Below are 20,766 nucleotides of genomic sequence, written 5' to 3'. Positions count from 1 at the left end.
ATCGATCAGGAGGAGGCCGAGGAATCGGCGCTTTCTTCCTCTTCGGACGGCTTCTTGGTGCCCATTGCGAAGTAGCGCGCACCGATGATGCCGACCTCGTACAGCAGGCACATCGGCACCGCCAGCGCGAGCTGCGACACCACGTCGGGCGGTGTGAGCACCGCGGCGATGACGAAGGCCACCACGATGAAGTAGCCGCGGAACGAGCGCAGCTTTTCGATGGTCACCATCTCGAACTTCACCAGCAGCATCACGACGATCGGCACCTGGAACGCGACGCCGAACGCGATGTAGAGCGACAAGATGGCCTCCACGTATGACGAGATGTCAGGCGTGGCATTCACGCTCGGCGGCGTGAATTGCTGAATGAAGCCGAACATCTTGTCCAGCACGAAGAACTGCACAAAGGCGATGCCGACATAGGCCAGCAGGCTGCCGAACAAGATCAGCGGCAGCGCGAATTTCTTTTCATGGCTATAGAGCCCCGGCGCCACGAACATCCAGGCCTGGTACATGAGCCAAGGCAGCGCCAGCAGCACGGCCGTCATCATCAGCACCTTGAGCGGCACGAAGAAAGGCGAGAACACGCCCACCGCGATGAGCTTGGCGCCCGGCGGCATGTGGGCCTGGATCGGCATGGCAATAAGGTCGATCAGCCCGGCCGGCCCTGGCCAGATGGCCAGCAGCACGCCCGCGACCACCAGGCCGTAGACGCAATAAAGCAGCCGGTCGCGGAGTTCGACCAGGTGCTGCACGAACGGCTGTTCGGTGCCCGCCAATTCGTCTTCTGCGTCTTTGTTCTTGTTGTCGGAATCGGCCATTGGAAGGGAAAGAGAGCAGGAGAAAGCGTGGCTTCGGCCGGCGTGCGGCGCACGAGGAACGCGGTTGTAAAAGCCGCTAGTTGATCTTGTGGGGACGGAAACGGGCAACGCGGGCGGCACCCGACAGCGCCTTGGTGCGAACGCCGTTGCGGGCCTTGTACCACTGCGGCGTGGCGCCCTGCTTCAGGCGCCAGTTCTTGCGCGGATGCCTGTACTCGGGCACCGAAGGCTCCGGTTCGGCCAGCGCCGAAAGGGTTTCGCCCGAGCCGGAGAACTGCTTTTCAAGATCGGTCGCGCCCGTCTGGATGCTGTGCTCGACGTCGCGCGCAGCATCCTCCACGGTGGTTTTCATCTTGCGCAGCTCTTCGAGTTCCATCGAGCGATTGACCTCGGCCTTGACGTCGTTCACATAGCGCTGCGCCTTGCCCAGCAGGGTGCCGACCGTGCGCGCCACCCTGGGCAGCTTTTCGGGCCCGATGACGATCAGCGCCACGACGCCGATCAGCGCCAGCTTCTCAATACCGAGGTCGAGCACTTAAAACCCGCGCTCAGGACTTCTGACGCGCTTCGACGTCGATCGCCGACTTGTCGCTGTTGGCCGGCTGGCCGGTCACTTGGGCGGCAGGGGCCGACGAAGCGGGTGCGTCGGCAGTGGTGCCGCCGTCTTTCATGCCGTCCTTGAAACCCTTGACGGCGCCGCCCAGGTCGGAACCCATGTTCCGCAGCTTCTTGGTGCCGAAGATCATGACCACGACGAGCAGCACGATCAGCCAGTGCCAGATTGAAAATGAACCCATGGAAGACTCCTAAGAATGTGTCCGATTTTAGTCGGGCGAAATGTGACAGTTTGGCCTAATGTTCAGCCACGAAGCCATGGGCGGGGACCGCCCATGACATGGACATGGAGATGGTGCACCTCCTGCCCGCCCTCGGCGCCCGTATTGATGACGACGCGCCAGCCGCCCTCCGGATAGGGCCTGCAGCCCTGCTCCACCGCCAGCTTGGGGGCCAGCGTCATGATCTTTCCCATCAGCGCGGCGTCGTCGGGCGTGAGCTGCGCCATAGAGGCGATGTGCTTCTTGGGCACCAGCATGAAATGCACCGGCGCCCAGGGCGCGATGTCGTGAAAACCGAACAGTTCGTCGTCTTCGTAGACCTTGCGCGAGGGGATCTTGCCTTCGATGATTTTGCAGAAGACGCAGTTCGGATCAGATGACATCTTTGGGGTCCATGGGACGGTTGTCGTTCATGCGGATCATGCCTTTCACGATCCGGTAGAGGAACCACAGCGAGATCAGGCTCCAGGCAATCCAGCCCGGCACCAGAAACAGCAGCCAGAGCCACGACGTGACCACGTACAGCAGGCCGGCCCACACCACCGACCGGATGCGCCAGCTGAAATGCGACGCCTGCCAAGTGCCCGCCGCGTTGTCGCGCTTGACGAAGTCGATCACCAGGGCCACCAGCAGGAGCACCACCGAAGCCTGGGCGCCGGGCAATACAGCGCAGATGGCCACGATCAGGTGCAGGATGTAGCTGACCCAGCCCCAGGTCTTGAGGGAGTCGTCGGGTTCCACGTTCACGATGTCGTTGGCCATTGGCGGTGTCCTTTCAATCGTTGGATGCCTCGCGGGCCTGCGCCTTGCGCAGGGCTTTTTCCTCGATGCCGCTGGTGCCCTCGCGGCGCTCGAGCTCCGCAATGACCTCGCCGGGCGAGAAACCGTAGTGCGCCAGCGCCACCATGGTGTGGAACCACAAATCGGCCACTTCGTTCACTATTTTCGTGCGGTCGCCGCCATGGTCGGCGTCCTTGGCCGCCATGACGACCTCGGTGGCTTCCTCGCCGATCTTCTTGAGAAACGCGTCGGGGCCCTTGTGCAGCAGGCGCGCCACGTAGCTCTTCTCCGGGTCGCCGCCGTGCGCGGGCAGGCGGCTTTCGATGACGGCGGCAAGGCGCGCAAGGGCGTCGGAAGTGTTCACTGTGGCTGTCATTTGTAGATCGACTCCGGGTCTTTCAAGACCGGTTCGACCGCGGTCCATTGGCCGTTCTCGTATTTGCTGAAGAAGCAGCTGTGGCGCCCGGTATGGCAGGCAATGCCGGGCTCGTGGCCGAGCTGGGTGACCTTGAGCAGCACCACGTCGTTGTCGCAGTCGAGGCGGATTTCGTGCACCGTCTGCACATGGCCCGATTCCTCGCCCTTGAACCACAGCTTGTCGCGCGAGCGGCTGAAATACACGGCGCGGCCCAGCTCGGCGGTCTTTTCGAGCGCCTCGCGGTTCATCCAGGCGAACATCAGCACGTCGTTGCTGCCCTGTTCCTGCGCGATCACGGGCACCAGGCCGTTCGCGTCCCACTTCACTTCGTCAAGCCAATTCATGAAGGGTATTGTCCCATCGCCGCGCGGCTGCGAAGCGGATCACGTGCGCACGGGAATGCCCCGCGCGGCCATGCGGGCTTTCGCCTCGCCCACGGTGTGCTCGCCGTAGTGAAAGATGCTGGCGGCCAGCACCGCGTCGGCGCCGCCCGTCTGGATGCCGTCGGCCAGGTCGTCGAGGTTGCCCACGCCGCCCGACGCAATGACCGGCACGTTCACGGCGTCGCTCACCGCGCGGGTGAGTTCAAGGTCAAAGCCGCTCTTGGTGCCGTCGCGGTCCATGCTCGTGAGCAGGATTTCGCCGGCGCCCCGGCGCACCATCTCGGTCGCCCATTCGACGGCGTCCAGCCCGGTGTTCTTGCGGCCACCATGGCTGTACACGTCCCAGCCTGCGCCGCGGGTGGCGGCTTCCTCGGGGCTGCGGCGCTTGGCGTCGATGGCCACCACGATGCACTGCGAACCGTATTTCTGCGAGGCGTCGTTGATCACCTGCGGATCGGCAATGGCCGCCGAGTTGAAGCTGGTCTTGTCGGCACCGGCGTTGAGCAGCCGGCGCACGTCGGCCACGGTGCGCACTCCGCCGCCAACAGTCAACGGAATGAAGACCTGCGAGGCGACCGCCTCGATGATCGGCAGGATCAGGTCGCGGCCGTCGCTGGTCGCCGTGATGTCGAGAAAAGTGAGTTCGTCGGCGCCCTGCGCGTTGTAGCGCGCGGCAATCTCGACCGGATCGCCGGCATCGCGCAGTTCGAGAAAGTTGACGCCCTTGACCACGCGGCCGCCGGTAACGTCGAGACAGGGAATGATGCGTTTTGCGAGCATGGTGGGTCGAGAGGAAAAGTCAGAGAACGCGAAGCTGCTGCCAGCCCTGCCACTGGGCACCGGGCAAGAGCAGCACCTGCTCGTCGATGCGCGCGGCTTCCACGCACAGCATGTGCCGGTAGCCGTCTTCAGGCATGTCGGCGAGTTTCGCACCAAGCACCGCGCCCGGGTTCCACACCACGGTTTCGCTGCAACTCGCGCTTTGCGTGATTTCGAGCGTGCCGCTGGGCTGCACCAGGCGCAGCGGCTTGGCGGGCGCGGCATAGACGCTGTCGAACTCCGCATCGAAACGTAGCGCGGGCGCGGTTTCCACATGGCGGTCGTCGCGCAGCGAATCCCAGCGGTTGGCGCCTTCCAGCCCCTCCAGCCGCGCATCGGCAATGTCGTCGACGCGCAGGTAGGTGTGCAGCGCCGCCGCAAAGCTGAACGGCGCATGGTCTACATTGAGCAGCGTCAACGCGGCGCGCAGCCGGCCCGAGCCCATGCCGATCTGCAGGCGTGCCTCGAAAGCGTGCGGCCAGAGCTTGCGCGTGGCCTCGCTGTCGCGCAGCCGCAAGGTCAGCTCGCCCGATGCGGCGTCGATGCCACGGTTTTCCCAAGGCAGATTGCGCATGAAACCATGCTTGGGCAACATGCCGCGCTGGTTGAACTGGGGGCAGCAAATGGGTACCCCGCCGCGGATTGCGGCCGCTCCGTCGAACACGGCGCGCGGGCTCAGGTAGAGCCGTTCGACGCCATCCGCCGTGGTCCAGGAAAGCAGCTGCGCCCCGTGTAGAGACACGGTGAAAGCGCTGCCGTCGGCACCGCTGGCGCGAAGCGCCGGCTGGCCGCGAAACTCGATCGGATTGATGTCCATGCGGGAATTGTAGGCAGCGGAAATTCCCGCAGCCGAAAGCGGCAATGGACACTTAAGACCTCATCGAAGCCGTGGTGCTGCTGGTTGCACGCAGGGGGCCTTCTTGGATACCCTTTTGCCGCCGCACAAAGAAGAGCCGCCGGCAGGTCCGCGCGCAACCTAAAACCATACCTACACATCGAAGAGAAACGCATGAAGAAAAAGCTGCCGGCCGCCATCTGGATCCTCATTGCCATGGTGCTCGGCATTTTTGTCGGCTACATGATCTTCACGAGCTTTCCGGACAAGAAAGCGGCTGCGCAGATTGCAGGGTACGTGTCGATCGTGTCGGACGTATTTCTGCGCCTCATCAAGATGCTGATCGGCCCGCTCGTGTTCTCCACGCTCGTGGTGGGCATTGCGCACATGGGCGACGCCAAGTCGGTGGGCCGCGTGTTCGGCAAGTCGCTCGGCTGGTTCTTTACCGCCTCGCTCATCTCGCTGCTCATCGGCCTGGTGATGGCCAACCTTCTGAAGCCGGGCGAGAACCTGGGGCTGCCGCTGCCGGACATCGGCGCCTCGGCCAACCTGGCCACCGCGAAGTTCACCCTCAAGGATTTCGTGAGCCACCTGGTGCCCAAGTCTTTTGCCGAGGCCATGGCCAACAACGAGATCCTGCAGATCGTGGTGTTCTCGATGTTCTTCGGCGTGGCGCTCGCTTCGCTCGGCGACAAGGCCAAGACGCTGGTGGCCGCCATCGACGAGCTCTCCCACGCGATGCTCAAGATCACCGGCTACGTGATGAAGCTGGCGCCCCTTGCGGTGCTCGCCGCCATGGCCGCCACCGTTGCCACGAACGGGCTGGGCATCCTGCTGAAGTTCGCCGTTTTCATGGGCGACTTCTACCTGGGCCTCTTTGTGCTGTGGGGCGTGCTGATTCTTGCAGGCGTGTCGTTCCTGGGACGCCGGGTGTTCAAGCTGATGGCGCTCATCAAGGAAGCCTTTCTGCTGTCGTTCGCCACGGCCAGTTCGGAAGCGGCCTACCCGAAGATCCTGCAGGCGCTCGACCGTTTCGGCGTGAAGCGCAAGATCTCGAGCTTCGTGATGCCGATGGGCTATTCGTTCAACCTCGACGGCTCGATGATGTACTGCACCTTTGCCGTGCTCTTCATTGCGCAGGCCTACAACATCCACATGCCGCTGAGCACGCAGATCACCATGCTGCTCATCCTGATGCTCACCTCCAAGGGCATGGCCGGCGTGCCGCGCGCCTCGCTGGTGGTGATTGCCGCCACGCTCAACCACTTCGACATTCCGGAAGCCGGCCTGCTGCTGATCCTGGGCGTCGACACCTTCCTGGACATGGGGCGCTCCGCCACCAATGCGGTGGGCAATTCCATTGCCACCGCGGTGGTTGCCAAGTGGGAGGGCCAGTTGCTCTCCGAGAGCGACGCAGAGGTGAACGCCAAGGCGCTGGACGAGGAGGCTGCCGCCACCCTCGCCCATCCGGCCCACGCGTGAGGCTCGCCATGAAGCCCAGGCCCACGCTGCCGGTTTTCATTGCCGGCCTGCTTGCGGCGGCCACCCTTGCCATGGGAGCCTCCGCACAGGCGCAGGAAGCGCCCCCTACGCTCACCGGCACGCTGGCCAAGGTGCGCGAGAGCGGCGCCGTCTCCATCGGCTACCGCGAATCGTCGGTGCCGTTTTCCTTTCTCAATGCACGCAACGAACCCATCGGCTATTCGATCGAGCTCTGCCGCGAACTGGTCACGGCCATCGAGGAGGCAGTGAACAAGAGCCTCGCAATCAAGTGGGTGCCTGTGACCTCCGATTCGCGCATGGATGCGGTCGAACACGGCACGGTCGATCTCGAATGCGGTTCGACCACCAGCAACCTCGAGCGGCAGAAGCGCGTGAGCTTCTCGCCCACGATCTTCGTCTCGGGCACCAAGGTGCTGGTAAAGAAAGGATCGCCGATCAAGTCGTTCCGCGATCTGGCCGGCAAGCGGGTGGCCGTCACCGCGGGCACCACCAACGAGAAGACGCTGCGCGAGCTCTCGCAGAAGTTCAGGCTCGGCATCGACCTGCTGGTGGCACGCGACCACGCCGATTCGTTCGGGCTCGTGAAAAGCGGCCAGGCCGATGCCTTTGCCACCGACGACGTGCTGCTCCATGGCCTGATCGCGCGCGAAGCCGCCAAGGCCCAGTACGAGGTGGTCGGCGACTATCTCTCCTACGACCCCTACGGCATCATGTACCGCAAGGGCGATGCGCAATTGGCCAAGGTGATCAACGACGCCTTCCAGGTGCTGGCGCAGGACGGCGAGATCGAGCGCCAGTACAAGCGCTGGTTCCTGCGCAAGCTGCCCACCGGAGAAAGCATCGACCTGCCGATGAGCGCGCAGCTGCAGGCGATCATCCAGACGATGGCGGTCAAGGCCGAATAGGCGGGCCGGCGGTTAGCGCGCCGGCCAGGCCCAGTGCGGTATCTCGCTCATGTCGAGGTTGGCGATGCGGGTTTCGCCGAAGCGCTTCTCGAGCACCACCGATTGCAGGTCGTCGCTGTCCTCGAGCGCGGCAATCAGCCGCGGGGCATGCGACACGACGATGATCTGCGACCCGCGCGCGGCCTGCGCGATCAACCGCCCGAGCGCGGGCAACAGGTCGGGGTGCAGGCTGGTCTCGGGCTCGTTGAGCACCAGCAGCGCCGGCGGCCGGGGCGTGAGGAGCGCAGCGATCCAGAGCAGGTAGCGCAGGGTGCCATCGGAAAGCTCCGCCGCCGTCAACGGCCGGAGCAGGCCGTGCTGGTGCATCAGCGTTTCGAAGCGGTCTTCGTTCACCCGCACCTGGATGCGCGCACCGGGAAACGCGTCGTCCACGGCGCGGTCGAGCGCACTGCTGTCGCCAATCTCGCGAATGGTCTGGAGCGCGGCGGCCAAATCGGCGCCATCGTTGGCGAGCACCGGCGTGTAGGTGCCGAGCTGCGGCTGGCGTGCGGGCGCATCGGCGTCGGAGCGGAAGTGGTCGTAGAAGCGCCAGGAGCGCATCTGCTCGCGCAGCGTGAGCATCTCGGGCGCGGCATGCGGATCGGCGTACTCCGTCATCATGCTGGCGAACTGGGCGATGGGCCGGCCCACAGGCTCCCAGCTTCCGCTGCGCTCGCCGCGCAGCCGCAGCGAGGCGCCCTTGCGGTCGACCAGCTGGGTGGCGGGCCGCAGCACCGGGCCGCTCCAGATGGCTTCGCGCTTGATTTCGGGATCTCCGCCGAAGGCTGTTTCGCGCGGCACCGGCAGGCCGATGTCGATGGCGTAGCCAAAGTCAGTCGTCTCGACGCCGGAGAACCCAAGCCGCAGGTTCACGGGCTCGGTGCGCACGGTGCCCTGCACCGGGGTATCGCCGCGCAGCATGGCGGCTGAAAAGCGCTCGGGGCCGGCCCAGAGGGTGGAAGCAAGCCCGCCTTCGCGCACCAGCGAGCGGATCACGCCGCCATTGGCGATGTCGGCCAGGAGCCGCATCGCGCGGTACACGCTGGATTTGCCGCTGCCGTTGGGCCCTGTCACCACCGTGAGCCGGCCGAGCGGCACCGTCAGCTGGCGCAGCGACCGGTAGTTGGCAATGGCAAGCGCGGAGAGCACGCCGCGCTACACAAGAGGCGTCAGACGCCGGCGAGTTCGTCCGCGCGGGCTTGCGCGGCGGCGAAGTCGAGGTCGCCCGAATAGATGGCGCGGCCGCAGATCACGCCTTCGACGCCTTCGGACTCGACCGCGCAAAGCTGGTCGATGTCGGCCATGTTCGACAGGCCGCCCGAGGCGATCACCGGAATGGTCAGCGCCTGCGCGAGCTTCACGGTCGCATCGATGTTGATGCCCGACAGCATGCCGTCGCGGCCGATGTCGGTGTAGATGATCGATTCGACGCCGTAGTCCTCGAACTTCTTGCCCAGGTCGGCCACCTCGTGGCCCGTGAGCTTGCTCCAGCCGTCGGTGGCCACCTTGCCGTCCTTGGCGTCGAGCCCCACGATGATGTGGCCGCCGAAGGCCACGCAGGCGTCCTTCAGGAAGCCGGGGTTCTTGACCGCGGCGGTGCCGATGATCACGTAGCGCAGGCCGTCGTCGATGTAGCGCTCGATGGTGTCCAGGTCGCGGATGCCGCCGCCCAGCTGCACCGGAATGTCGTCGCCCACTTCGCGCAGGATCGCCTTGATGGCCGCGTGGTTCTGCGGCTTTCCGGCGAAGGCGCCATTCAGATCGACCAGGTGCAGCCGCCGCGCGCCGGCCTCGACCCACTTGCGCGCCATGGCGGCGGGGTCTTCGCTGAAGATGGTGGACTGGTCCATGTCGCCCTGTTTGAGGCGAACGCAATGGCCGTCTTTGAGATCAATGGCGGGAATGAGGAGCATGGAAGTGACGCGAGTGTGCGGAATCCGGGCTGAGGAAGGTTCGGCCCGGTCGGAAATATAAGGTCAGGGATTCCAGTGGAGGAAATTTCGGTACAGCTGCAACCCGTGGTCCGCACTCTTCTCCGGGTGGAACTGGGTGGCAAAAATGTTATCGCGTGCGATGGCTGCGGTAAAGCATGCCCCGTAATCCGCCTCGCCCACGCTGTGCCGGGAGTCCGCCGGCCGTGCGTAGAAGCTGTGCACGAAGTAGAAGTAGCTCTGGTCGGGAATGCCCGCCCACACGGCGTGCGGCCGGGCTTGGCGCACCTGGTTCCAGCCCATCTGGGGCACCTTGAAACGGCTGCCGTCGGGCTGCAGACGGCCGGCCAGATCGAACTTGACGACCTCGCCGGGAATCAGGCCCAGGCCGTCCGTCGGCCCTTCGTCGCTGCGCGACAGCAGCATTTGCATGCCCACGCACACGCCGAAGAGCGGCTTGTTCGCCGCAGCCTCGAGCACCGACTCCTGCAGGCCGGAATCGCGCAGCTCGCGCATGCAGTCGGGCATGGCGCCCTGGCCCGGCAGCACCACGCGGGTGGCCTTGCGCACCCCCTCGGGATCGGAGGTGACGAAAACCTCGACTCCCACCTGGTCGGCCGCATGCCGCACGGCCTGCGACACCGAATGCAGGTTGCCCATGCCGTAGTCGACGACTGCGACGGTATTTGCTACAGATTTCATAGCTGTTCGCTGGAGATTTTCAGAGCGAACCCTTGGTCGAGGGGATGACGCCCACGGAGCGCGGATCGAGCTCCAGCGCGCCGCGCATTGCGCGTGCAAAGGCCTTGAACACCGTTTCGCACTGGTGGTGCGCGTTCACGCCCTTCAGGTTGTCGATGTGCAACGTGACGAAGGCGTGGTTGACGAAGCCCTGGAAGAACTCGTAGGTGAGCTGGCTGTCGAAGGTGCCGATCATGCCGCTGGTAAACGGCACGTGCATCACCAGACCCGGGCGGCCCGAAAAGTCGATGACCACGCGGCTCAGCGCCTCGTCAAGCGGCACATAGGCATGCCCGTAGCGGCGAATGCCCTTCTTGTCGCCCACAGCCTTGGCAACCGCCTGGCCGAGGGTAATGCCCACGTCTTCCACGGTATGGTGGCCGTCGATGTGCAGGTCGCCCTGGCAGTCGATGTCGAGGTCAATCAGGCCGTGGCGGGCGATCTGGTCGAGCATGTGGTCGAAAAAGCCGATGCCGGTGGAGAGCTTGGCCTTGCCCGTGCCGTCGAGGTTGACGCTGACGGTGATCTTGGTTTCGGCTGTGTTGCGCGTGACCGATGCGGTGCGCGCGGCGGTGCCCGTGTCGGTGGTTTGGGGGGTGGTCATAGTGAGGCTTCGAGTGCCGCGAGCATCCGCGCATTCTCGTCGGACGTTCCGACGGTGAGGCGCAGGCAATTTGCGAGCAGTTCGTGCATTTTAGAAACGTTCTTCACCAGAATCCCGTGTGCTTTCATGCCCTCGAAGGTCTTGGCGGCATCGGGCACCCGCACGAGGATCATGTTGGCGTCGCTCGGCCACGTCTTCACGCCCGCGAGCCGGCCCAGCCCCATCATGAGGCGGTGGCGCTCCTCGCGGATCTGCCGGGCCTGGGCCTCGAACACTTCGGCATGCTCGAGCGCGAACAGCGCGCATTCGCAGTTGAGCACGCTGATGTTGTAGGGCGGGCGCACCTTGTCGATCTGCGCGATCAGTTCGGCCGGTCCCATGAGGTAGCCGAGGCGGATGCCGGCCAGGCCGAACTTGCTGAGCGTGCGCATCAGCAGCACATGGCCGTGCCGCGCGATGCGGTCGATGTAGCTCCTGGCGGCAAAGGGCTGGTAGGCCTCGTCGATCACCACCAGGCCGCCCTGCGCGCCCTGGGCCTCGACGATCTTCTCGATGACGGCATCGTCCCAGAGGTTGGCGGTGGGGTTGTTCGGATAGGCCAGGTACACGATGGCCGGCTTCTCGCGCGCAATGGCAGCGAGCATCGCCGCCTCGTCGAGTTCGAAATCGGCCGTGAGCGGCACGCCGGCGAAGCGCAGGCCCTGCAGTTGGGCGCTCATGGCGTACATCACGAAGCCGGGCACGGGAGCAAGCAACGTGGCGCCCGGCACATCGCAGGCAATGGCCAGGAGCGAAATCAGTTCGTCGGAGCCGTTGCCCAGCATCAGCGCGAAACCTTCGGGCATGTGCGCATGCGCGGCCAGCGCGCGCTGCAGGTCGCCTCCCCGCTCGCCCGGGTAGCGGTTGAGCGCCAGCGCGCCCAGCCGTGCGCCGAGCTCGGCCTGCAATGCCGGCGGCAGGCCGAACGGGTTCTCCATGGCGTCGAGCTTGACGAAGCCGCGCGCGTCCTGCACCGCATAGGCGTGCATGGACTGCACGTCGGAGCGGATGCGGTCGATCGGGCGGGCGGTAGGCGAAGTGGTCATCGGGTGCAGCGGTAGCTGTTCTTGAGGGCGCCGGACATGACCAATTGCACGGGCATGTCGGCTTCATAGCTGTCGGCGTTGCGGGTCAGCTCGGTTTGATAGAGGGAGCGCGCCATCGACGGCTCGAGGCGGCGGCCTTCAACGCAGAAGACGGGCTTTTGCCCGTTGCGCTGCGATGCCTCCACGCCTTCGCGCAGGCCTTCGAGCACGCCGACGAGGTAGTAGCTCGCGTAGGCCTTGCCGTCTTTCTCGTTGGCTTCGAGCGTGCGCAATTCGCGGATGCTCATGGCCTGCGCGCCGGCACCGGCCGCCAGTGCGAGCAACAGCACCGAAAGGCGCGGCAGCAGCAGGACGGCGGCACGGCTCATGTCGTTACTTGCGGTAGCGCGGCGGCGGCGCAAACGCCTCGTCGGCCGGGAAGGCGCTAGGCTGCACTGGCGCGGCATTGCGACGCGGACGGCGTTGTGCCTCGGGCAACTCGAGCTCGAACAGCGCAGCGCCGATCACGCCGATGTTGCGCACGTCGCCTGCCTCGGTGTTCGCCGCATAGGCGCGGCCCGGAGCGGCAAAACGGAAGGCCGCGACCTCGCTCTGGCTCTTGCGGAAGCCCTCGATGTCGAGCACCTGCTGCGGGCCCAGCACATAGCCGCCGTTGCGCAGGCTGCCGGGCTTGCCGTTCAGCACGTCCAGGCCGTCGACGGTGGCGATCACTTCGTAGCTTCGGTCGCTGAGGTTGCGAAAGCGCAGCGTATAGCGCGCGCCTTCGATGCCCGCGAGTCGGAACATCTCGCTGCTGCTGCGGCGTGCACGCTGCATCGGCAAGGGCCGGCCGTTCTCATCCAGCACCGACCATTCGACATCGCCCTGCGCCAGCTGCAGGTTGAGCCGGCGCTCGGGGTTGTTGCCGGCCTCGCGCCGCACGGTGGAGGCCTCGTTGTAGCCCAGCAAGGCCACTTCGTCGGGCTGCGCCGAGATCCGCTTCGCATTGACCGTGCGGGTCTTCGATTCGATGCCCTCGCCCCACTGGGTGCCAAGCTGTGCCGGCGCGGCAGCGGCGGCGGCACTGGGCGTTGCGGACAGGGCGGCCGACTCGTTGCGCGGCGCCTGCGGCATCTGGCTGCAGGCGCCGAGCAAAGCCGCGCCTGCCACCAGGCCTGCGGTAAATCTGAAAAAACGCGACCTATGAAGACGATGAATCATCTGGCTTGCTCCTCCCGAGCGGTTTTCTATTTATGAAACTTCAAATCTTGCGCAGGCGCATCCGCGCAGCTTCGGCGTGCGCCTGCAGACCCTCGCCTTCAGCCAGCGTCACCGCAATAGGGCCGAGCACCTGGGCCCCGGCTTCGCTCACTTCGATGAGGCTCGAACGCTTCTGAAAATCGTAGACGCCGAGCGGGCTCGAAAAACGTGCCGTGCCGCTGGTCGGCAGCACGTGGTTCGGGCCGGCGCAGTAGTCGCCGAGGCTTTCGCTGGTGAAGGAGCCAAGGAAGATCGCGCCGGCATGGCGCAGCAGCGGCTCCCAGCGGTTCGGCTCGCTGCTGCTGACTTCCAGGTGTTCGGGGGCGATGCGGTTGCTGATCTCGCAGGCCTCTTCCATGCTCTTCGTATGGATGAGCGCGCCGCGGCCACTGAGCGAGGCGGCAATGATTTCGGCGCGCGGCATGGCGGGCAGCAGGCGATCGATTTCGGCCTGCACGCGGTCGATATACGCTGCGTCGGGGCACAGCAGGATGCTCTGTGCGAGCTCGTCGTGCTCGGCCTGGCTGAACAGGTCCATGGCCACCCAGTCGGGCGGCGTGGTGCCGTCGGCCAGAACGAGAATTTCACTCGGCCCCGCGATCATGTCGATGCCCACGGTGCCGAACACGCGGCGCTTGGCGGCCGCCACATAGGCGTTGCCCGGGCCGGTGATCTTGTCGACCGCGGGAATGGTGGCAGTGCCGTAGGCCAGCGCGGCCACGGCTTGCGCGCCGCCGATGGTGAAGCCGCGCGTCACGCCGGCCACGTAGGCGGCGGCAAGCACGAGCGGGTTCTTCTCGCCACGCGGCGTCGGAACCACCATGATGATTTCGGCCACGCCGGCCACGTGCGCCGGAATCGCGTTCATCAGCACGCTCGACGGATAGGCTGCCTTGCCGCCCGGCACATAGATGCCGACGCGATCGAGCGGCGTGACCTTCTGGCCGAGCAGCGTGCCGTCGGCATCGCGATAGCTCCAGCTTTCGCCGCTCGCCTTCTTCTGGGCCTCGTGGTAGCTGCGCACACGGCGCGCGGCGGCTTCAAGCGCGTTCCGCTGCGCGGCGGGCAGCGATTCGAAGGCGGCCTTCAGCTCAGCTTGCGTCAACTCCAGTTCGGGCAGTGTCTTGGCACCGAGCTTGTCGAAGCGGTTGGTGTACTCCAGCACCGCATCGTCGCCCCGCTTCTGCACGTCGGCCAGGATGTCGGCCACCACCTTCTCGATGGCCGCGTCCGCGTCGGCGGACCAATGCAGCCGCGCCTTGAATTCAGCGTCGAAGCTGGCTGAAGTCGTGGAGAGACGGGCGGGGGCTGCTTTCAGTGTCATGAGGCTGGGTATGAAACTTGTCAGGGCATGGCTGCCGCCGGAATGGCGGAAGCAAAGGCGTCGATGATGCGGCGGATCGGCTCGCGCTTGAGCTTGAGCGCGGCCTGGTTGACCACGAGGCGCGCGCTGATGTCCATGATGCGTTCGACCTCGACCAGGTGATTGGCCCGCAGCGTGTTGCCGGTCGAGACCAGGTCGACGATGGCGTCGGCCAGGCCCGTGAGCGGCGCGAGTTCCATGCTGCCGTAGAGCTTGATCAGGTCGACGTGCACGCCCTTGCTGGCGAAGAAGTCGCGCGCCAGGCCCACGTACTTGGTGGCCACGCGCAGGCGCGAGCCCTGCTTCACGGCGGAGGCGTAGTCGTAGTCGGCGCGCACGGCCACGCTGAGGCGGCAGGCCGCAATGCGCAGGTCGAGCGGCTGGTACAGGCCCTGGTTGCCGTGCTCGAGCAGCACGTCGGAGCCGGTCACGCCCAGGTCGGCACCGCCGTACTGCACGTAGGTGGGCACGTCGGAGGCGCGCACCAGCACCACGCGCACATCGGACCGCGTGGTGGCAAGAATCAGCTTGCGCGATTTTTCCGGGTCTTCCGTGACCTCGATGCCGGCGGCGGCCAGCAGGGGCATCGTCTCTTCGAAGATGCGGCCTTTGGACAGAGCAAGCGTGATCACGATTGCGACTCCTGTGATGCAAGCGTGATCACGATTGCGACTCCCGTGATGCGCAGCGTGATCATGCGGCGGCTCCCGCCACGCGCTCGATGTCGGCCCCGATGCCGCGCAGCTTGGCTTCCATGCGGTCGTAGCCGCGGTCCAGGTGATAGATGCGGTCGACCAATGTCTCGCCGTCGGCCACCAGGCCGGCAATGACCAGGCTGGCCGAGGCGCGCAGGTCGGTGGCCATCACGGTGGCGCCCGAAAGCTGGGGCACGCCCTCGACCATGGCGACCTTGCCCTCCACGTGGATCGTCGCGCCCAGGCGCACCATTTCGTTCACATGCATGAAGCGGTTCTCGAAGATGGTCTCGGTGACCATCGAGGCGCCGCGCGCAATCACGTTCAGGGCCATGAACTGGGCCTGCATGTCTGTCGGGAAGCCCGGGTATTCGGTGGTGCTGAAGCTCTGCGCCTTGAGGTGTTCGCTGGCCGGGGCCTTGGAGCTGATGCGCACGCCACCCTCTTCCGCGGCCACGGTGCAGCCGGCGTCGCGCAGCTTGTCGATCACCGCGTCCATGTGGTCGGCGCGGGCGTGGCGCAAAAACACGTCCCCGCCGGTGGCCGCAACGGCGCACAGGAAGGTGCCGGCCTCGATACGGTCGGCCACCACGGCGTGTTCGCAGCCGTGCAGCTTTTCGACGCCCTGGATGCGGATGTGGCTGGTGCCGTGGCCCTGGATCTTCGCGCCCATGCGGATCAGCATTTCGGCCAGGTCGACGATTTCGGGCTCTTGCGCGGCGTTTTCGAGCAGCGTTTCGCCCTCGGCCAACGCGGCGGCCATGAGGAAGTTCTCGGTGCCGGTCACGGTAACCATGTCGGTCAGGATGCGCGCGCCCTTCAGGCGGGTGCGGCCGGCCGGCAGGCTGGCGATCATGTAGCCGTGCTCGACCACGATCTCGGCACCCATGGCCTGCAGGCCCTTGATGTGCTGGTCGACGGGCCGCGAACCGATGGCGCAGCCGCCCGGCAGCGACACCTTGGCACGGCCGAAGCGGGCCAGCAGCGGGCCGAGTGCCAGCACCGAGGCCCGCATCGTCTTCACCAGTTCGTAGGGCGCCTCGGGGTTGGCGAGGTCGCCCGCATTGAGCTGCACCGTGCCGTTGTCGTCACGCTCGGCGACCACGCCCATGTTGCGCACCAGCTTGAGCATGGTCGACACGTCCTGCAGGCGCGGCACGTTGTGCAGCGTCACGGGCTGGTCGGTCAGCAGCGCGGCGCAAAGCTCCGGCAAGGCTGCGTTCTTGGCGCCGGAAATGAGTACCTCGCCGCGAAGCTGGCGCCCGCCGCGAATCAGAAGTTTGTCCATCGAATTTCCAGCGAAATCAGGCCCCGCGGGGCCGGAGAGTTATTTTTCCAACGCCGCCCATTCGGCCGGCGTGTAGGTCTTCATGGAGAGCGCATGCACCTCGTCGGTATGCATTTTCGCACCGAGGGTGGCGTAGACCCGCTGATGCCGCTGAATGGCGCGCTTGCCCTCGAATTCGGCCGAGACGATGGTGGCGTACCAGTGGCGGCCGTCCCCTTCGAGCGTGATGTGCTCGCAAGGGAGGTGGGACTGGATCAGGGCCTGGAGTTGTTCGGCGGTCATGGAATTCTGGAAAAAGGCGGTCAGCCTCGGATTTTGTAGCCGATTCGCAGCAAGTGGACGGCAATGGCGCTCACCACCAGCCAGGCGCCGCCAACGATCCCCAGGCTGAGCCAGGGCGAAGCGTCGCTGACCCCGAAGAAGCCGTAGCGGAAGCCGTCGATCATGTAGAAGAACGGGTTGAGGTGGCTCACCGACTGCCAGAACGGCGGCAGCGAGCCAATCGAATAGAACACGCCCGAGAGAAAGGTCATGGGCATGATCAGGAAGTTCTGGAACACGGCCATCTGGTCGAACTTTTCGGCCCAGAGCCCGGCAATGAGCCCCAGCGTGCCCAGCATTGCGGAGCCCAGCAGCGCGAACACCAGGATCCAGAGCGGCGCAACGAAGCTCGGCATGGCGAAGAACATGGTCACCACGAACACGCCGAGGCCCACGGCCAGCCCGCGGATCACCGAAGAGCCCACATAGGCGAAGAACCAGCCCCAGTGCGACAGCGGCGTGAGCAGCACGAAGACCAGGTTGCCCATGATCTTGCTCTGGATGATGGACGACGAGCTGTTGGCGAAGGCGTTCTGCAGCACGCTCATCATCACCAGGCCCGGCACCAGGAAGGCGGTGTAGCCGACCGAGCCGTAGACCTTCACGTGGTCTTCGAGCACATGGCCGAACACCATGAGATAGAGCAGCGCGGTGAGCACCGGCGCGCCGACGGTCTGGAAGCCGACCTTCCAGAAGCGCAGCGTTTCTTTATAAAGCAGCGCGCGCCAACCTGTCACTGCCATCATCGCGAGACCTCCAGCGGCGTTTGCTCACCCGCCATCAGGTCGATGAACACGTCTTCAAGATCGGCCTTGCGCATTTCCACGTCTTCCACCACGACGCCGGCTTCGCGGATGGCGGCCAGCAGTTGTTCGACTTCATGCGCGTTCTGCGCCGGCAGCTGCACGATGCGCCCGGTAATGCGCGCGTGCTGGGCAATGGCCCAGGGCAGCATGGCATCGGTCTTGAAGCGCAGCACGTTGCTGGCGGCGGACTTCAGGAGTTCGCTGGTGCGGTCGAGCGCAATCACGCGGCCCAACTTGAGCATGGCAATGCGGCTGCACAGGGCCTCGGCTTCCTCGAGGTAGTGCGTGGTGAGCAGCACGGTGCTGCCCTCCTTGTTGAGCCTGGCGACAAACTGCCAGAGCGTCTGGCGCAGTTCCACGTCGACCCCGGCGGTGGGCTCGTCGAGCACGATCACGGGCGGCTTGTGTACCAGTGCCTGCGCCACCAGCACCCGGCGCTTCATGCCGCCCGAGAGCTGGCGCATGTTGGCCGTCGCCTTGTCCGCCAGGCCGAGGCTTTGCAGCAACTCGTCAATCCAGGCCTCGTTGTTCTTGATGCCGAAGTAGCCCGACTGGATGCGCAGCGACTCCCGCACATTGAAGAAGGGATCGAACACCAGCTCCTGCGGCACGATGCCGAGCTGGCGCCGGGCCTCGGCATAGTCGCGCTGCACGTCGAAGCCATGCACGCTGATGGCCCCGGCGGTGGGGCGAGACAAGCCGGCCAGCATGCTGATGAGCGTGGTCTTGCCTGCGCCGTTGGGGCCGAGCAGGCCGAAGAACTCGCCCGGTTCGATCTGGAAGCTGACCTCGTCGACGGCGCGCAGCCCTTGTTTGCCTTGGGCCCGTTGCTGTCTGGAGGGGGGATAGGTCTTGGAGACCGATTGGAATGAGATCGCGGGCATGGGAGCCGGCGATTTTACGGGCCCGCCCCGCAAGCTGCTGCGCCGCGGCCAGATGCCCTGACGCGGCTACAGTCCGGCTGCCCCGCGCTCAGGGCGCTGCGGGCAAAAGACCCGCAATGCCGTACAAGGCGGCCAACTCGCGCAGCCGAGGCGAAAGGCCCTTCACGGCAAAGCCGCGGCCGAGCGCACTCGATTCACGCCGGCATTCCAGCAGCACGGCCAGCGCCGACGAATCGAACTGCGTCAGCGCGCCGGCGTCGACCACTGTGGAGGTGTCGGTCTGCCCCGCCAGCCCCTGCTGCAGCATGCGCATGCAGGCGGGGGCCTCGTCGTGGGTGAGTTTGGTCGGCAGCACCAGCATGGCGTCAGCTCTTGCCGCTGTTGCCCTTGTTGCGCGCGGCCAGCGCTGCAATCAGGCCATCGATGCCGCGGGCGTTGATTTCCTGCGAGAACTGGGTGCGGTAGGTATCAACGAGCCAGACGCCCAGCACATTGAGGTTGTAGACCTTCCAGCCGCCGCCCTGGCCGGGCGTTTTCTCGAGCCGGTAGTCGAGTTGCACCGGGTCGCCGCGGCCCTTGACCTCGGTGCGCACCAGCACTTCGGTGTCGTCGGGCGAACCACGGAACGGACGGACCGTGACGGTCTGGTCGCTCACCTGGTCGAGCGCGCCGGCGTAAGTGCGCACCAGCAAAGTCTTGAATTCTTCCTGCAGGCGCTTTTGCTGCTCGGGCGTGGCCTGGCGCCATGCCGGGCCCACGGCGGAGGCCGTCATGCGCTGGAAATTGACGTTGGGCATGATCTTGCTGTCGACCAGCAGCATGATCTTGCTGATGTCGCCTGCCTTGATGGAGGTGTCGGCCTTGATGGTTTCGAGCACATCGGTCGACAGCCGCTTGACCAGCGCATCTGGCGCTTCGTCGGCGGCCTGCGCGGGGCGCACGAAAGCAGCGGCAGCGCCGAATAGCAGCGCGCTCGCGAGTACCAGGCGGCCAAGGCTGCGTCGTTGCAAGATATTGTTGTTCATGGCAATTCCCTCAAGTTTGAAAATCCGCAAGGCGAGCACTAAAGGCGCGCCTCCTGGAAAGAACGTGTTCGACGGGTCTGGAGCCGACCGGGTTCCCTGAAGCGCAGGTGAAGCCTTGAAACCGGATGCAAGCAGAAAAGGCTTCATCCGGCGGCAAACAGCTTCTTTTCCGCCCGCTAATGGCTCTTACTTTCCGCCTTCGTCGTCCGGCGGATTGCCGTCGTAGACGTCGTTGCGGCGGTGCTGCAGGAAGGCGTCGCGCGTGAACGTGTACTTGTCGAGCGCCGCATCATCGAGCAGGCGGCCGGCACGCAGGTACTTGGCCCGCGTGTCGACGACTTCCAGCACGGAGAGCGAATTGCGCCACGCGACGTCGTTCATGTTCCCGAGCACGCTCCCGGCCCGGTCGACAGGCAAGGCTGCGGTATCGCGCAGGGTCGAAGGGCCGAGCAGCGGCAGCACGACGTACGGGCCTGCGCCCACGCCCCAGCGGCCGAGCGTCTGGCCGAAGTCTTCTTCGTGGCGGTCGATGCCCGCTTCGGTGGCAATGTCCAGCAGGCCGCCGAGCCCGAAGAAAGTGTTGACGTTGACCCGCATGAAGGTTTCGGCGCTGTTCTGCAGCTTGAGCTGGGCCACGCTGTTGGCAAAGCTCCAGACGTCACCCAGGTTGCCGAAGAAATTGCTCACGCCGGTACGCACCATCGAGGGCAGCACGCGCTGGTAAGCCGTGGCCACGGGCACCAGCACCGCTTCGTCGACCTTGTCATTGAAACTGGTGACGCCGCGATTGAAGGGCTCGAAAGGGTCGGCCGGATTGGCGCGGGGGCCGCTCGCGCAGCCTGCAAGTACCGCAAAGACCGTTGCCACGCTCATCCAGCGGGCGTAATTCGCTATGTTATTCATAGCATTTGAGGAAAAAGGGCTTGTTTTCATTTCTTGTTGGCTGTTCCCGGCGTCGAAGTATTTCCTTCGGCCGCCTTGCTGTAGAGGAACTGGCTGATCAGGTTTTCCAGCACCACGGCCGACTGGGTCGCGGTAATGGTGTCGCCGGCTTGCAGGTTCTTCTCCTCGGCACCCGCTTCGATTCCGATGTACTGCTCGCCGAGCAGGCCACTGGTCAGGATCTTGAGCGAGCTGTCCTTGGGAAAACTGTAACGGTTTTGCAATGCCAGCGTCACGCTGGCCTGAAAGGACTTGTCGTCGAATGAGATGGATTCCACACGGCCGACCACCACCCCCGCGCTCTTGACCGCGGTTTGCGGCTTGAGACCGCCGATGTTGTCGAAGCGCGCGGTGACGTTGTACGTCTTCTGGAAATTCAGGCTCAGCAGGTTGGCCGATTGCAGCGCGAGAAACAGAAGCGCCGCGCCGCCGATCAGGACGAACAGGCCGACCCAGATGTCGTTAGTGGAACGTTGCATGGTTTGCACTCTCTAGAACGATTG

The 20,766-nt window shown here is 65.2% G+C and carries 28 protein-coding genes; 2 read left to right on the top strand and 26 right to left on the bottom strand.

Annotation, left to right across the window (positions count from 1 at the left end):
- Positions 1-5: 5 nt before the first annotated feature.
- The 9 genes from tatC to M0765_RS15265 form a co-directional block, all read right to left on the bottom strand.
- The gene (gene tatC / locus M0765_RS15305; RefSeq protein WP_258504424.1) at positions 6-821 is read right to left on the bottom strand and encodes a twin-arginine translocase subunit TatC; all 816 of its coding nucleotides are present in this window, start codon (positions 819-821) and stop codon (positions 6-8) included.
- Positions 822-897: 76 nt separating this feature from the next.
- Positions 898-1,356 carry a Sec-independent protein translocase protein TatB gene (tatB, locus tag M0765_RS15300; protein WP_126745551.1) on the bottom strand — a complete coding sequence of 153 codons (459 nt, stop codon included), beginning with the start codon at positions 1,354-1,356 and terminating at the stop codon, positions 898-900.
- 13 nt (positions 1,357-1,369) lie between these two features.
- The gene (tatA, locus tag M0765_RS15295) at positions 1,370-1,618 is read right to left on the bottom strand and encodes a Sec-independent protein translocase subunit TatA (RefSeq protein ID WP_126745550.1); all 249 of its coding nucleotides are present in this window, start codon (positions 1,616-1,618) and stop codon (positions 1,370-1,372) included.
- Positions 1,619-1,680: 62 nt separating this feature from the next.
- Positions 1,681-2,040: a histidine triad nucleotide-binding protein gene (locus M0765_RS15290; RefSeq protein ID WP_157612537.1), complete on the bottom strand. Its 360-nt coding sequence runs from the start codon at positions 2,038-2,040 to the stop codon at positions 1,681-1,683.
- Positions 2,030-2,419: a DUF4870 family protein gene (locus M0765_RS15285; RefSeq protein ID WP_258504423.1), complete on the bottom strand. Its 390-nt coding sequence runs from the start codon at positions 2,417-2,419 to the stop codon at positions 2,030-2,032. Before M0765_RS15285 ends, M0765_RS15290 begins: the two co-directional genes overlap by 11 nt.
- Positions 2,420-2,432: 13 nt before the next feature.
- Complete coding sequence (locus tag M0765_RS15280) at positions 2,433-2,813, bottom strand: phosphoribosyl-ATP diphosphatase (RefSeq protein ID WP_126745547.1); 381 nt, start codon at positions 2,811-2,813, stop codon at positions 2,433-2,435.
- On the bottom strand, positions 2,810-3,208 hold the full coding sequence (gene hisI / locus M0765_RS15275) for a phosphoribosyl-AMP cyclohydrolase (protein ID WP_258508278.1): 399 nt from the start codon (positions 3,206-3,208) through the stop codon (positions 2,810-2,812). The genes M0765_RS15280 and hisI overlap by 4 nt, the downstream gene beginning before the upstream one ends.
- 30 nt (positions 3,209-3,238) lie before the next feature.
- Positions 3,239-4,018 (bottom strand): imidazole glycerol phosphate synthase subunit HisF, encoded by a 780-nt coding sequence (gene hisF / locus M0765_RS15270; RefSeq protein ID WP_126745545.1) that lies wholly within the window; start codon positions 4,016-4,018, stop codon positions 3,239-3,241.
- 19 nt (positions 4,019-4,037) lie between these two features.
- Positions 4,038-4,874, bottom strand: a complete 837-nt coding sequence (locus M0765_RS15265) for a D-hexose-6-phosphate mutarotase (protein ID WP_258504422.1) — start codon at positions 4,872-4,874, stop codon at positions 4,038-4,040.
- A gap of 192 nt (positions 4,875-5,066) precedes the next feature.
- Here M0765_RS15265 and M0765_RS15260 point away from each other — a divergent pair, with 192 nt between their 5' ends.
- Together M0765_RS15260 and M0765_RS15255 are read left to right on the top strand one after the other, a co-directional pair.
- Complete coding sequence (locus M0765_RS15260) at positions 5,067-6,374, top strand: dicarboxylate/amino acid:cation symporter (RefSeq protein WP_258504421.1); 1,308 nt, start codon at positions 5,067-5,069, stop codon at positions 6,372-6,374.
- An 8-nt stretch (positions 6,375-6,382) separates the two neighbouring features.
- Entirely contained in the window at positions 6,383-7,300 is a 918-nt protein-coding gene (locus M0765_RS15255) for an amino acid ABC transporter substrate-binding protein (RefSeq protein WP_258504420.1), read from the top strand.
- A 12-nt stretch (positions 7,301-7,312) separates the two neighbouring features.
- Here M0765_RS15255 and M0765_RS15250 read toward each other — a convergent pair whose 3' ends face one another.
- From M0765_RS15250 to mlaD, 17 genes are all read right to left on the bottom strand, one after another.
- On the bottom strand, positions 7,313-8,488 hold the full coding sequence (locus M0765_RS15250) for an AAA family ATPase (protein WP_258504419.1): 1,176 nt from the start codon (positions 8,486-8,488) through the stop codon (positions 7,313-7,315).
- A gap of 20 nt (positions 8,489-8,508) precedes the next feature.
- The gene (gene hisA / locus M0765_RS15245; RefSeq protein ID WP_126745541.1) at positions 8,509-9,252 is read right to left on the bottom strand and encodes a 1-(5-phosphoribosyl)-5-[(5-phosphoribosylamino)methylideneamino]imidazole-4-carboxamide isomerase; all 744 of its coding nucleotides are present in this window, start codon (positions 9,250-9,252) and stop codon (positions 8,509-8,511) included.
- A gap of 63 nt (positions 9,253-9,315) precedes the next feature.
- The gene (gene hisH / locus M0765_RS15240; RefSeq protein ID WP_258504418.1) at positions 9,316-9,972 is read right to left on the bottom strand and encodes an imidazole glycerol phosphate synthase subunit HisH; all 657 of its coding nucleotides are present in this window, start codon (positions 9,970-9,972) and stop codon (positions 9,316-9,318) included.
- 19 nt (positions 9,973-9,991) lie between these two features.
- Positions 9,992-10,615 (bottom strand): imidazoleglycerol-phosphate dehydratase HisB, encoded by a 624-nt coding sequence (hisB, locus tag M0765_RS15235; protein WP_258504417.1) that lies wholly within the window; start codon positions 10,613-10,615, stop codon positions 9,992-9,994.
- Entirely contained in the window at positions 10,612-11,700 is a 1,089-nt protein-coding gene (hisC, locus tag M0765_RS15230; protein WP_258504416.1) for a histidinol-phosphate transaminase, read from the bottom strand. Before hisC ends, hisB begins: the two co-directional genes overlap by 4 nt.
- Entirely contained in the window at positions 11,697-12,068 is a 372-nt protein-coding gene (locus tag M0765_RS15225) for a hypothetical protein (RefSeq protein ID WP_258504415.1), read from the bottom strand. Before M0765_RS15225 ends, hisC begins: the two co-directional genes overlap by 4 nt.
- A 4-nt stretch (positions 12,069-12,072) precedes the next feature.
- Positions 12,073-12,900: a hypothetical protein gene (locus M0765_RS15220; RefSeq protein WP_258504414.1), complete on the bottom strand. Its 828-nt coding sequence runs from the start codon at positions 12,898-12,900 to the stop codon at positions 12,073-12,075.
- Between the two features lie 40 nt (positions 12,901-12,940).
- Entirely contained in the window at positions 12,941-14,263 is a 1,323-nt protein-coding gene (hisD, locus tag M0765_RS15215; RefSeq protein WP_258504413.1) for a histidinol dehydrogenase, read from the bottom strand.
- Between the two features lie 20 nt (positions 14,264-14,283).
- On the bottom strand, positions 14,284-14,934 hold the full coding sequence (hisG, locus tag M0765_RS15210; RefSeq protein WP_258504412.1) for an ATP phosphoribosyltransferase: 651 nt from the start codon (positions 14,932-14,934) through the stop codon (positions 14,284-14,286).
- Between the two features lie 61 nt (positions 14,935-14,995).
- On the bottom strand, positions 14,996-16,285 hold the full coding sequence (murA, locus tag M0765_RS15205; protein ID WP_258504411.1) for a UDP-N-acetylglucosamine 1-carboxyvinyltransferase: 1,290 nt from the start codon (positions 16,283-16,285) through the stop codon (positions 14,996-14,998).
- 39 nt (positions 16,286-16,324) lie between these two features.
- Positions 16,325-16,567, bottom strand: coding sequence for a BolA family protein (locus M0765_RS15200; RefSeq protein ID WP_012746311.1), 243 nt, complete (start codon positions 16,565-16,567; stop codon positions 16,325-16,327).
- 20 nt (positions 16,568-16,587) lie between these two features.
- Positions 16,588-17,343, bottom strand: coding sequence for an ABC transporter permease (locus tag M0765_RS15195; protein ID WP_258508276.1), 756 nt, complete (start codon positions 17,341-17,343; stop codon positions 16,588-16,590).
- Between the two features lie 5 nt (positions 17,344-17,348).
- A complete protein-coding gene (locus M0765_RS15190) occupies positions 17,349-18,296 on the bottom strand; it encodes an ABC transporter ATP-binding protein (RefSeq protein WP_258504410.1) in 948 nt (315 codons plus the stop codon).
- An 88-nt stretch (positions 18,297-18,384) separates the two neighbouring features.
- Positions 18,385-18,657 (bottom strand): STAS domain-containing protein, encoded by a 273-nt coding sequence (locus tag M0765_RS15185; protein ID WP_258504409.1) that lies wholly within the window; start codon positions 18,655-18,657, stop codon positions 18,385-18,387.
- Positions 18,658-18,661: 4 nt separating this feature from the next.
- Positions 18,662-19,321, bottom strand: coding sequence for an MlaC/ttg2D family ABC transporter substrate-binding protein (locus tag M0765_RS15180; RefSeq protein WP_258504408.1), 660 nt, complete (start codon positions 19,319-19,321; stop codon positions 18,662-18,664).
- 186 nt (positions 19,322-19,507) lie between these two features.
- Entirely contained in the window at positions 19,508-20,224 is a 717-nt protein-coding gene (locus tag M0765_RS15175) for an MlaA family lipoprotein (protein ID WP_258504407.1), read from the bottom strand.
- 26 nt (positions 20,225-20,250) lie between these two features.
- Complete coding sequence (gene mlaD, locus M0765_RS15170; protein ID WP_126745807.1) at positions 20,251-20,742, bottom strand: outer membrane lipid asymmetry maintenance protein MlaD; 492 nt, start codon at positions 20,740-20,742, stop codon at positions 20,251-20,253.
- Positions 20,743-20,766: the final 24 nt, after the last annotated feature.

The sequence above is a fragment of the Variovorax sp. S12S4 genome, from assembly GCF_023195515.1.
Classification (GTDB): Bacteria; Pseudomonadota; Gammaproteobacteria; order Burkholderiales; family Burkholderiaceae_C; genus Variovorax.
Note: the sequence above shows the minus strand (reverse complement) of the source record. Positions and strands in the feature narration are given on the sequence as shown.